This window comes from Anaerococcus lactolyticus S7-1-13 (genome assembly GCF_000758765.1).
Classification (GTDB): domain Bacteria; phylum Bacillota; class Clostridia; order Tissierellales; family Peptoniphilaceae; genus Anaerococcus; species Anaerococcus lactolyticus.
In genome coordinates, this window is record NZ_JRMW01000014.1 from 1 (window position 1) to 11,721 (window position 11,721).

At 33.1% G+C, this 11,721-nt stretch carries 11 protein-coding genes; 4 read left to right on the plus strand and 7 right to left on the minus strand.

The genetic code is table 11. From position 1 onward, the window contains the following. Positions 1–81: 81 nt before the first annotated feature. The gene (locus HMPREF1630_RS00480; protein WP_037326023.1) at positions 82–1,353 is read right to left on the minus strand and encodes a glucose-6-phosphate isomerase; all 1,272 of its coding nucleotides are present in this window, start codon (positions 1,351–1,353) and stop codon (positions 82–84) included. Positions 1,354–1,700: 347 nt separating this feature from the next. Here HMPREF1630_RS00480 and rbr point away from each other — a divergent pair, with 347 nt between their 5' ends. Beyond that, positions 1,701–2,294: a rubrerythrin gene (gene rbr, locus HMPREF1630_RS00485; protein WP_037326024.1), complete on the plus strand. Its 594-nt coding sequence runs from the start codon at positions 1,701–1,703 to the stop codon at positions 2,292–2,294. Positions 2,295–2,695: 401 nt separating this feature from the next. After that, complete coding sequence (locus HMPREF1630_RS00490) at positions 2,696–3,418, plus strand: glucosamine-6-phosphate deaminase (protein WP_037326027.1); 723 nt, start codon at positions 2,696–2,698, stop codon at positions 3,416–3,418. 136 nt (positions 3,419–3,554) lie between these two features. Here HMPREF1630_RS00490 and HMPREF1630_RS00495 read toward each other — a convergent pair whose 3' ends face one another. After that, a complete protein-coding gene (locus HMPREF1630_RS00495; RefSeq protein ID WP_004827130.1) occupies positions 3,555–4,019 on the minus strand; it encodes a hypothetical protein in 465 nt (154 codons plus the stop codon). Then, positions 4,019–4,534, minus strand: coding sequence for an LURP-one-related/scramblase family protein (locus HMPREF1630_RS00500; protein WP_037326030.1), 516 nt, complete (start codon positions 4,532–4,534; stop codon positions 4,019–4,021). The genes HMPREF1630_RS00495 and HMPREF1630_RS00500 overlap by 1 nt, the downstream gene beginning before the upstream one ends. A 76-nt stretch (positions 4,535–4,610) precedes the next feature. Here HMPREF1630_RS00500 and HMPREF1630_RS00505 point away from each other — a divergent pair, with 76 nt between their 5' ends. Then, on the plus strand, positions 4,611–5,636 hold the full coding sequence (locus tag HMPREF1630_RS00505) for a M42 family metallopeptidase (protein WP_004827128.1): 1,026 nt from the start codon (positions 4,611–4,613) through the stop codon (positions 5,634–5,636). A 10-nt stretch (positions 5,637–5,646) separates the two neighbouring features. Then, positions 5,647–6,123 (plus strand): pyridoxamine 5'-phosphate oxidase family protein, encoded by a 477-nt coding sequence (locus HMPREF1630_RS00510; protein ID WP_037326032.1) that lies wholly within the window; start codon positions 5,647–5,649, stop codon positions 6,121–6,123. Between the two features lie 248 nt (positions 6,124–6,371). Here HMPREF1630_RS00510 and HMPREF1630_RS00515 read toward each other — a convergent pair whose 3' ends face one another. The 4 genes from HMPREF1630_RS00515 to licT form a co-directional block, all read right to left on the minus strand. Then, entirely contained in the window at positions 6,372–7,694 is a 1,323-nt protein-coding gene (locus HMPREF1630_RS00515) for a 6-phospho-alpha-glucosidase (protein WP_004827126.1), read from the minus strand. Position 7,695: 1 nt separating this feature from the next. Continuing rightward, a complete protein-coding gene (locus HMPREF1630_RS00520) occupies positions 7,696–9,291 on the minus strand; it encodes a PTS transporter subunit EIIC (protein ID WP_004827125.1) in 1,596 nt (531 codons plus the stop codon). A gap of 501 nt (positions 9,292–9,792) precedes the next feature. Next, the gene (locus HMPREF1630_RS00525) at positions 9,793–10,341 is read right to left on the minus strand and encodes a PTS sugar transporter subunit IIA (protein WP_004827123.1); all 549 of its coding nucleotides are present in this window, start codon (positions 10,339–10,341) and stop codon (positions 9,793–9,795) included. A gap of 45 nt (positions 10,342–10,386) precedes the next feature. Next, on the minus strand, positions 10,387–11,229 hold the full coding sequence (gene licT, locus HMPREF1630_RS00530) for a BglG family transcription antiterminator LicT (protein ID WP_037326039.1): 843 nt from the start codon (positions 11,227–11,229) through the stop codon (positions 10,387–10,389). Between the last annotated feature and the right edge of the window lie 492 nt (positions 11,230–11,721).

An 11,721-nucleotide genomic window follows, 5' to 3' on the forward strand; every position in this document is an offset into this window, starting at 1 on the left:
ATAGCTTGATACAAATATCCAAGAAAAAAGTGATGAGCAGAATAGTTTTAACTATTCTGCAACATCACCTTATGCTTCTATCTAATATCCAGGTTTTCCTAGTAGTTTAAACATTGCCTTTTTGTAGGCTTCTACTCCTGGTTGGTTGAATGGATTTACTCCTAGCATGTAACCAGAAACGCCTACTGCTATTTCAAAGAAATAGAAGAGTTCGGCTAGGTTTCTTTCGTTAATTTTGTCGATTTTAATTCTAATATTTGGTACATTTCCTTCTACGTGGGCCATTGTTGTGCCTTCCATGGCTTGTTTGTTGATGTATGACATGGTTTTGCCTGCTAGGAAGTTTAGGCCGTCTAGGTTTTGGTCGTCTTCTTTTATTGTTAGGTCTTTGGATGGATTTTCTACTTCGATTACTGTTTCAAAAATATTTCTCACTCCATCTTGGATCATCTGACCCATTGAGTGGAGGTCTGTTGTGTTTGATACACTTGCAGGGAAGAGGCCTTTTCCGTCTTTGCCTTCGCTTTCGCCATATAGTTGTTTCCACCATTCTGCTACGTATTTTAGTTTTGGTTCGTAGTTTAGAAGGATTTCTATGTCTTTTCCATCTTCGTGGAGCATATTTCTAACTGCGGCGTATTTTATTGCGTCATTTTCCATAGATTTATTTGTATATTTTTCTCTACCATCAGCAAAACCTGCCATAAATTCGTCTATATTAATGCCTGCAACAGCTAATGGTAAGAGGCCTACTGCAGATATTACAGAAAATCTTCCGCCAATATCATCTGGTACGATAAAACTTTCGTAGCCTTCGGCATTTGCGAGTTCTTTAAGAGCTCCCTTAGCTTTATCTGTTGTTGCGAAAATTCTGTTTTTTGCTTCTTCCTTGCCATATTTTTCTTCTAGGGCTTCTTTTAGGACCCTAAAGGCTATGGCTGGTTCTGTAGTTGTACCTGATTTTGAGATGACATTTAGGCTGTAATCCTTATCTTTAAGGTAGTCTAAAAGTTCTACAAGGTATTCGCCAGAAAGTTGGTGGCCGGCATAGATGATTTTGGTTTTTCTTTCTGAGTTAAAATATGAATCACAAGCGACATCAACTGCCTTGATACCAAGGTAAGATCCACCAATACCAATTGAAACAAGGACGTCAGAGTTTTCTCTAATTCTTGTTGCAGCTTTTTTAATTCGTTCAAATTCGTCTTTATCATAGTCGACTGGTCTGTCAATCCAGCCTAAAAAGTCGTTGCCTTCGCCATTTCTACCCATGAGAGTATCAAAAGCGGCAAGAGCCTTTTCTTCATACTTGTCTATATTTTCTAAATTAACATTGCTAAAATTTACTTTCATATAGCCTCCTTTGCTTTATATAATTATACCTCAATTTGCCACGATAGAGAAAAGCCTCTAGAAGGCAATAAAAAATAATCAGAAATTTTGGATAATATACAAATTGATAATTATTATCACTATTTAAAACTTATGGATTAGCCTTTCAAAATGAGAAAACACAATAAAGGTGAACAGACGAGAAAAGGCTAAAAATTAATAAATAGAGACAAGAGAAAATGTAATGATAATGATTATATGTATCATATTTAGATTGATTAAAACTTTAGAATCATTCTTGACAAACGAATAATTAATAATATAATATGAATATAAGGAAACGAAATAATATTATAAAGGAGATTATTATGGCAGAACTAAAAGGAACAAAAACAGCACAAAACTTAATTACATCATTTGTCGGCGAATCACAAGCTAAAATGAGATATACATATGCAGCAAAAACTGCAGAAAAAGAAGGTTATAGACAAATTGCAGCTATCTTTAGAGAAACAGCTATGAACGAAGGCGAACACGCTGCAAGATTTTATAAATTCCTAAGAGAAGAATTCAAACTTGAAACAATCGAACTTACAGAAGGTTACACAGCTTGGCCAGTAATTTGGCATGACACATTAACAAACCTTCAAGGTGCTATAGATGGTGAAAACGAAGAATGCGAAGATATGTACCCAGCATTTGCAGACGTAGCAGAAAAAGAAGGCTTCGATGAAATCGCTAGAGCATTCAGAAATATAGCTAAGGCTGAAGGTGCACACAGAGATAGGTACCAAAAACTACACGACAACATCGAAAACGGCACAGTATTCGAAAAAGAAGAATCAGTAATCTGGAAATGTGGAAACTGTGGTTTCTTATATGAAGGCAAAAAAGCACCAAAAATTTGCCCAGCTTGCCACCATCCACAAGAATGGTTCGAAGTAGCAGCATTTAACTATTAATCAATGGTAGCAAAAATTTTGTAAGCAAAATTTTTGCGTTCTTCACAATTTCTCAAGGTGTTAAGCACCGCAGAAGAAATTGATGAACAACCTTATGTAATTTTTTATGTAAGTCGCGACGAATAGGAGTGACTGGAATAAAAACATTACGAACTTTACAACCCCGGCTTGTCCGGGGTTTTTTATTTTGCTCAAAGAAGGTAAGATTATATAAAGTGGGTAAGAATATTAGTAGTAATGAACGTAATCTTTTTGCTAATAACGCTCCTATTCGTCGCGTCACTAGCAAAAAATTACATAAGGTTTATCATCAATCTATCTTCACACTTCGTGTTCGATATATTGTGAGAACCATAAAAATTTTGCCTATAAAATTTTTATTACCATTAAAGGAGCGATATATGAAAGTAATAGTATGCAAAGATTATGATGATATGAGTAAAAAGGCTAGTGATCTTGTAATAAGCAATATGATGGAAAAACCACAAATAAAGTTTGGTTTTGCGACAGGATCAAGTCCTATAGGTCTGTATAAAAACCTTATAGCTGCCCAAGAAGAAGGTGAGATTTCTTTTAAATATTCGAAAAGTGTTAACCTTGATGAGTATGTAGGTATTGACTCTAATAATAGCCAATCTTATTCATATTTCATGCACAAAAATCTTTTTGATCATGTTGCAATTAAAGAGGAAAATATCCACCTACCAAAGGCTCCAGAAGCAGATGAAAAATATGCTATAGCATATAGAAAAGAATTAGAAGAATTTGGACAAAGGGATATACAAATTTTAGGCTTGGGTGTAAATGGACACATAGCCTTCAATGAACCAGCTAAAAAGCTTAATAAATACGCATCAATAGTAGAATTAGACAAGTCAACTATAGAAGCAAATTCTAGATTTTTTGAAAATGAAGACGAAGTCCCAAAACATGCCTTATCAATGGGCCTTGCAGAAATATTTGACGCAAGGATGATAATAGTCCTAGCTAATGGTAAAAATAAACATGAAGCAGTAAAAAGGCTATTAAACGATGATAAAATATCAACAGATCTTCCATGTGGCCTTCTAAATCTCCATCCAAATGTATATTTGTTTGTGGATGAAGAAGCGTATAATGGCTAGGTGGTAAATTTTAAATATTTTTTAGTATAAAAGACGAGCGGATAGGCTCGTCTTTTTTTGGTAAGTCCATGCTTAATTAATCAACTTCATGGTTACTATTAATATACTCACTAAGTCTATTTTTTTAACATTTACCCTAATTTATAACATTTACTTTTTGATTTTTTAAAATCTTTACCAATTCTTTTTCTTTGGCGAAGATAAAGCTCATGTTGTCCTGGCTGTTGGCTGTTTTGAAATATACCATTAACAAGAGGTTTTTATTGGCTCTTGATAGGGTAACTGACCTTATTTCTTCTAGGGGAACTTTTTTGTTGATGAAGGGGTTTAACTTGTTGGTGAAGACACACTTATCACTAAAACCCCTGGCGATGATTGCTGTGTAGTTCCAAAAAATCATTGATAGGGAGAGGGCTAGGACGTTTATTATATAAGGTTTGAAGACTAGGTCATAAACTATATACATTCCTGCTATCATCCCAAGGACGGCTAGGTCTGTTGATGTAAATTTAACTTTTTCTTTGATTTGTCCAAACAGATAGAGGTTATAAAGGCCGCCTAGGGTGAAGAGACCTGCTAGGATTAAAATGAATTTTGCCATTATTCGCCACCTCCAGCAGCAGATGCGGCTGCAGCGCTTGCTTCATCGTCGTGGATTTTGTTTAGGCAAATCACTAGGGCAATCATTGGCAAGGTGTAGTCCTCGTTTAAGACTGTTAGAACGTAGTGGTCGGTTAGGGAAATAAATTTCCTGTTAACCTCGCCGATTTTTTCTCCATTTAGGGTAATAGTAAAATCATAATCAAAAATAGATCCCTTAAGATTGATGGTACCAAAGTCTGTATCGACATCTATAGACTTCCTAAGAAGGGTAAACCTCTGGTTTACAGTCATCTTTGAGCCGTCTTCAAAGTCTACAAAAAATTTTGGCAAGAGAGAAATAATTTTCTTTTCTATCCTAAAAAGCCTTTCTTTATCAGGTCCGAAAACTGTGGCCCTATAGCCGATAAAGGTAAAATCTTGGTCAAGGTAGAAAGCGTTACTGTCATCTTCGTCCTTTATCCAATACTTATCTGTTATTTTTAAAAATTTTTCTTTGAAAATATATCTTTTCATTTTATATCCTTTATTAATTTTTTACTTACCATATAATATGATTATTGATATTATACTATAGATAGGGGAGAAAAAAATGGAAATTTCTACAATTACAGAATATATAAAAAACCTTGTGAATACTCCATCACCAACTGGTTTTACCAAGTTTGCCGAAGAATATTTGATGGATGAATTTAAAAAATTAGGCTATGCGCCTTACCAAAATAACAAGGGCAATGTCATTGTGCCTATTAATGAGATGGAAGGGGAAAATGGCCTCTTGCTATCTGCTCACATTGACACCTTGGGACTTATGGTTAGGTCAATTAAGGCAAATGGAGCCTTGAGAGTAACAACTTTAGGTGGTTTCCCACTTAACTTTGTGGAATTTGAAAATGTAAAAATCCACACTCGCTCCGGCGAGGAATATACAGGGGTAGTTAGACTTAACAACCCAGCTGTTCATGGATCATCTGACCCAAGGGAAGCTAAACGTGATGACACAACTATGGAAGTAGTAATAGATGCCATAACCCACTCAAAAGAAGAAACTGAAAAGCTCGGAATTTCAAACGGTGACTTTATCTTCCTTGACCCAAGATTTAGGATAGATAATGGTTTTGTGAAAAGTCGTCACCTCGATGACAAGGCCTCTGCAGGTATACTCCTAGCCCTTGCCAAGGAAATCAAGGAGAAAAAAATAAAAATCAACCGTCCACTCTATATGATGTTTACCATCTACGAAGAAGTAGGCCATGGAGCTGCATCAGGCCATCCAAAAGGAATTAGGGACATGGTGGCAGTAGACATGGGAGTAGTCCACGACGACCTCACTTGTGATGAATTAAAAGTTTCAATTTGCGCCAAGGATTCATCAGGCCCATACAACTACGACCTTACAAATGAGCTCGTAACTATCGCCAAAGACTTAGACCTAGATTACGGCCTAGACATCTACCCATTCTACGGCTCAGATGCTTCAGCTGCTGTAGCAAGCGACTATGATTACAGACATGCCCTAGTAGGCTGTGGGGTGGCAGCAAGCCATGGATACGAAAGAACACATGAAAAAGCCATAAAATCTTTATTTGATTTACTTGTTAATCTTGTTGATAAATAAGGAAGGTTTTATGTTTAGAAAAATTAGAAAAGTAAAAAATGAATTGAGTCCAGAAAGAACAAGGGAAATCCTTCATAAGGCTGCAAGGGGAGTCCTTTCTCTACATGGAGATGACGGTTATCCTTATGGTTTGCCTTTAAATTACGTCTATGATGAAGAAAACCAGTCGCTATACTTTCACGGCACCAAGACTGGCTACAAGATAGACTGTATAGAAAAAGATCCTAAGGCTTGTTTTACGGTAATTTTGGAAGATGGGCTAGCAGATGATGGCTGGTCAAAAATCACCTCATCAGTAGTAGCCTACGGTCTAGTTGAAGAAATAGAAGACCAAGAATTTGCCAGAGCCGCTATGATAAACTTAGCAAAAAAATATTACCCCAATATGGAATTGGTAGATGAAAATATGGCGGCCGGCTTTAAGAATACAAAGATGTTGGCTTTCCATATTAGCTACATGACAGGAAAAAAAGTAAATGAAAGATAGGGACTATATTTAGTTTAGATTGTCTATTTTCAAGATGACAGCTTGGGAATAATTATTTGCAAATTAGTAATATCATGTTAATAAGATGATTTTTAAATGATTAAGTTAATATTTTGCAATATCTACTTAAATGCTTTTATTACAAGCCGGTTAGGTACAAAAAAAGTGTATCAACCCTTGCCTTAATTTTGGTTAGGGTCGATACACTAAATTTATTACAGAATTTTTAAAAAATCACATTTTAAAAACTATCTAAGTTCAGGCCAATATTCCTTGTTAGCTTCGATCATTTCATCTAGTATTTCTTTTGCTTGAGTTGATGATTTTATTGTTTTATTTAGAGCGAAACCTTGTAAAACTTTAGTGTAAGAGTGCTCAATAGCTCCCTCAACTATACATTTTTCAGATGCATATTGCTGTTCTATAAGTCCCTTATAGAAAGTAGGGATGTGGCCTACTGATGTCTTTTCAATACCCTTTGGAGAAACGTAGCAAGGGATTTCAACCATTGCATCATCCGGCAAGTTAGCAACAGCACCATTATTTTCAACTATTAATAAATATCTTCCTCCATTTTCTTTACATAGAGACTCTGCTAAATCAACAATGAAAGTTGCATGTGCACCTACAACGAAAGTTTTATCATCATATTTTCCGGTTTCCTTATATTGATTTATAGCATCAAATAATGTTTTTTCACGTCCATCTATAACCTCGTTAGCACGTGTATAATTTTTATTAGAATGATCAACTATATCTTGGCTTAACAAATAGTACTCTAAATAAGTATTTGGCAAATAATCAGGGAACCTATTAATCATTGGTTTTACATTCTTATAAGTCTCAACCCAAGATGGCTCCCAATGTTGTTCATCTGGAGTTTCACAAAGGTAACCACTCTTCATAGCGTGATCTAACAATTCTTTAAAACGACTTTCTCCATTTACCCAAACATCTGTAAACCATCCAAAATGGTTTAGGCCAAAATAGAATGGTTTGATATCTTTTGGATTGCAATTAAGTATATCTGCAAAACTGTTTACAATAGCAACTGGCATATCACAAATATTGATTATACGAGCATTAGGTCTAATTTTTTTCAAAGCTAATGCTACAATTGCTGCAGGGTTAGAATAATTTAATATCCAATGATTTGGATTTGCGTATTTAGCTACGTAATCGAGAATTTCTACCATAGGATAAATAGTTCTAAGTCCATATGTTAAGCCGCCACATCCACAAGTTTCTTGACCAACTGCTCCATATTTTAAGGAAATTTTTTCGTCCATCTCTCTCATTTTATATTTTCCAACACGAATTTGTGCAAATATAAAGTCAGAATCTTTAAAAGCTGTTTCCGGATCTGTAGTGGTTATGAATTTACATTCTGGACAATCATTCTCAATAACTTTTCTAACAATTATAGATACATCTTCTTGTCTTTGGTAGTCAATATCATAAGCTCTAATTTCCTTTACATGAAAAGTATCTTTTTTTGATAAAATTGCTTTTACAACTCCGGGTGTGTATGTGCTTCCGCCACCTACAATAGTTATAATCTTTGGTTCCATATTATTCCTCTCCTTTAATCCTTAAATTATTTTTTTCCATATATTCCTCAAGCGCATCTCTAAATTTGTGGACATTTGTTCCATATATAATTTGAACTTCACTGCCTCTTTTGATTACGCCTTTTGACCCAGTTTCTTTTAACATTTCTTCATCTATATTGTTAATGTCATTTAAATTAACCCTTAATCTTGTAAAGCAATTATCAATGCTTTGAATATTAGCGATTCCCCCGATGGCTTGATAAATTTTTTCTCCTATTCCATATCTATGATTGTCAGAATTCTCGTGAGAAGTTTCTTTCTTAGATATATATTCTTTTTTAGTTATAAGCTTAACATCTTCAGTACCATCTCGGCCAGGAATCTTGACATCGAATTTTAAAATAAACCATCTAAATACAACGAAGTAAGTTGCCATTTGAACAAGACCTAGAATTATAAAATAAGGCCATCCTGTTTTGGCTATTCCGGCTGGAACATTATATAATAATGTTTCAAAAATTCCTCCGGCTGTACAACATGTTATTTTAAAGAAGTATAACAAGTAAAAGAAAATACCTGTTAAAAATGAATGGATTAAGAACAATAGAGGAGATACAAATAAAAATGTAAACTCTATAGGTTCAGTAATTGCAGCAAGACAGCTACTTAATATAGCTGGAATATATATTCCTTTAGCTTTATTTTTCATAGATTTATCTGCACAGCTTAGCATAGCTAAACCAGCACCTGTTAATCCAAATACTTTACATAAGGTTACGTTGTTAAAAATAGTATAAAGTGATAATTTTGCTGTACCTGGGTCACTTAATTCTGCTAGTGCAATTGCCCAAGATCCTACATATTGTTTACCAGCAACTGTAGCAACTCCACCCAAATCTGTGTACCACACACTGCTACCTAATATGTGATGAAGTCCTGTTGGTATTAATAATCTTTCTAAGAATCCGAATGTGAAATATCCTATACCACCTGAAGTAGATATGAATGTTGCAATATTTGTAATTACTCCTTGTATTGGTGGCCAAATATATACAAATGATATTGCCAAAATCAACATTATTGGAATACTAATTAAGAAAACAAATTTAGTACCTCCATAAACTGACAAAACTTCACCTAAGTCTTTGTCATAGTATTTGTTGAACAATGCACCTACTATGCATCCTATAAGAATGCCTAAGAAAACTCCCATATCAACAATTTGGAAGCCTAACATCATGTTTTGACCATTACCAACTGCTTCGTGTAACAAATTATGTTCAGTTAGATATGCATTTTGTATAGCGCAAAATATAAATAAACACAAAAATGAGATTAAAGCTGCATGTTCTTTTTTCTTCTTGGCAAAACCAAATGCTACACCAATGGCAAAAATTGGGCCTAAATTATTGAATACTGATATTAATCCGCTGTACAAAACCTTGAATAATACCTGAATTGGTCCGAATTTTAGAAATGGCAATGCATCTGCAATTGTTGGGTTAGTAATAAAATTGCATATAACTAGAATTAAGCCAATTGCTGGTAGATATAAAACTGGCACCACAATAGCTTTTGAAAAAGCTTGCATTTTGGAAATTAATTTTTCCTTCATTTATTTTTCCTTTCCTTATTTTCATAAGCGATAATTTGAAATGTAAGAATATTCTTACTAAACTTGAAATAGTAAAACCAACTTTAATAAATTTGATACTTTTTATTTCATAAGACCTCCTATATTCTATGATATATCGCAAAATTATATATAAATATAAAAGACCAAGCTAAGGATATAAAAACTAACGTTTTCATATCTAACTTGGTCTTGCCTAGCTCCACTAGTAACAATCCTTATAAAAATTTAATTATTTTTATTTTTGATAGAAAATAAAAAAAGACCAATTACAAGAGCGTAAAAAATAACTCTTTTATTTTGGTCTTGCCTAGTCTTGCTAGTAACAATCCTTATATTTAACAACATTCTAAGTTGTCAAAATAATAATTATCATCATAAGTATAAAATAATCTTGCGTAAACAAAATTACATCTTGAATTAATTATAAATCTAATAAAATAATTTGTCAATATATTTGTTAAATTTATTAACTTTATAATTTTATGATTCGTTATCATAATCCAGACTTAATATTTCATTTTCAAATCGTACGAAATTAGCATTTGTCTCTGTTATTTTCATTGAATCATTATCATTGGTTATTACAATAGGGCTAGTTATATCGTAGCCATTGCTTTTAATAAAATCTATATCTACATCCATCAATAATTGCCCAACTTTCACTAGATCCCCTTTTTTTATGTGAGATTTAAAACCTCTTCCCTTTAACTCTACAGTGTCGATACCTATATGTATTAAAATTTCAATCCCTTCATTAGAAGTAATAGCTATTGCGTGATTTGTTTCAAAGACCATGCTAATAATACCATTAACAGGGGAAACAATTTTGCCTATATTTGGGATGATAGCAATTCCTCTGCCTAATATACCACTTGAAAAAGCCTCGTCATTTACGTTTTCCAATTGTACAACTTCTCCTTCAATAGGGGAATATATCTTAACGCTACATTTTTTATCATCTTTTTTATATTTTTTCTTCCAAAACATCATCTTATTTAAGCTATTCTCAACTTGTTTGCTATATGTCATTTGCTCTCCTTATTTAATGAAAACTTACTATTATAATTTACAATACTAAGTCAAAGATATTAGTCTTTGAACATGTAAAGTCAAATACATCTCTTCTTCCACAGAAATATCGTAACCATACATATCATTCAAGACATTTTTAATAACACCAACACACCTGTTGGCTTCTTTATATTTTTTGATAACAGTATCAAATAAATCGTAATCTAGGTTTTTTTCGCTATTATACTTGCCTTTAGATAATAATCTTTCGGCAAAAAATTTTAAATGAGTTAAGAATCTAAAATAATAAACGTTAGATTCGTCAAAAATAACATTATATTCATTTCTAACAATATCCTCTATAAGGTGGATGATTTCGAACATCTTTATAACCTCATTTTTATCTTCGTATTTTTCTTCAGCATTTACAATATGTAGTGCTATAAATCCGGCCTCGTCCTCAGGCAAACTCACTCCAAATTTATTATTTATAATATTTAAACCATATTTTCCTAACTCAAATTCCTCGGGATAGAAACGTTTTACATCAATGATTAGTAAATTTTTAATTGTAATACCTTCTTCAACCCTATTTATAGCTGCATCGATATGGTCTGCAAGATTTATATACAATAAATCACTGAATTTTCTTTTTAAATTTTTCTTTGCATGAATTATAATATCGTCAGCAATTAACATACAATCCATTGGAATATTTGCCATCAATTCTTTAAATTTAATAGCATTAAACTCATTTTCTATAATAAATATCTTCTCTATTTTATTTTCTTCAACTATGTCTCCTTTTTTCTTTTTAAACCCAATACCTCGACCCATTATTATTTTTTCTACATTATTTTCAATAACACTTATGACATTATTATTTATAACCTTTCCTACAATCATGGGACCTCCACAAAAAAATAAACCTGCTACACCTAGGGTGTAACAGGTTTAGCTTGAATATCAATAACTATCCTAGGAGCAATTATACCTCATTAAAATTCATGCTCAATAGTAACCGAATAATTATATATGATTTAAATTTTTGGATTCGAATCTTAATACTTTTATTTTCGTAATTTGTTAATGATTCTTAAGCCTAAAGATGTCTTTTGGGTTTGATTAACTATTAATCTATGATAATATAATGCTAAATTGGAATAATAGGATGATATTCAATATAGAAATTTCTACTGCACTTGCTCTATAAAATATATTTTTAAATTTGGGGTGACATAAATTGCATAAGTAAATATGTATTTCACCCCCCCGATAAGGGGAGGTTTTTGCTGTATGACGGGCATGCTCTAATGCTGGGGTGAAAATCCCTACAGAGCGTAGTTACCGACGAATCTAATAGCGACTTGCAAGTTTTAGATGGTGACATCTAGGAGA

Bases quoted from the DNA above. Each gene is read 5' to 3' on its own strand.
- HMPREF1630_RS00480 (WP_037326023.1), bottom strand. From the start codon at position 1,353: ATGAAAGTAAATTTTAGCAATGTTAATTTAGAAAATATAGACAAGTAT.
- rbr (WP_037326024.1), top strand. From the start codon at position 1,701: ATGGCAGAACTAAAAGGAACAAAAACAGCACAAAACTTAATTACATCA.
- HMPREF1630_RS00490 (WP_037326027.1), top strand. From the start codon at position 2,696: ATGAAAGTAATAGTATGCAAAGATTATGATGATATGAGTAAAAAGGCT.
- HMPREF1630_RS00495 (WP_004827130.1), bottom strand. From the start codon at position 4,019: ATGGCAAAATTCATTTTAATCCTAGCAGGTCTCTTCACCCTAGGCGGC.
- HMPREF1630_RS00500 (WP_037326030.1), bottom strand. From the start codon at position 4,534: ATGAAAAGATATATTTTCAAAGAAAAATTTTTAAAAATAACAGATAAG.
- HMPREF1630_RS00505 (WP_004827128.1), top strand. From the start codon at position 4,611: ATGGAAATTTCTACAATTACAGAATATATAAAAAACCTTGTGAATACT.
- HMPREF1630_RS00510 (WP_037326032.1), top strand. From the start codon at position 5,647: ATGTTTAGAAAAATTAGAAAAGTAAAAAATGAATTGAGTCCAGAAAGA.
- HMPREF1630_RS00515 (WP_004827126.1), bottom strand. From the start codon at position 7,694: ATGGAACCAAAGATTATAACTATTGTAGGTGGCGGAAGCACATACACA.
- HMPREF1630_RS00520 (WP_004827125.1), bottom strand. From the start codon at position 9,291: ATGAAGGAAAAATTAATTTCCAAAATGCAAGCTTTTTCAAAAGCTATT.
- HMPREF1630_RS00525 (WP_004827123.1), bottom strand. From the start codon at position 10,341: ATGACATATAGCAAACAAGTTGAGAATAGCTTAAATAAGATGATGTTT.
- licT (WP_037326039.1), bottom strand. From the start codon at position 11,229: ATGATTGTAGGAAAGGTTATAAATAATAATGTCATAAGTGTTATTGAA.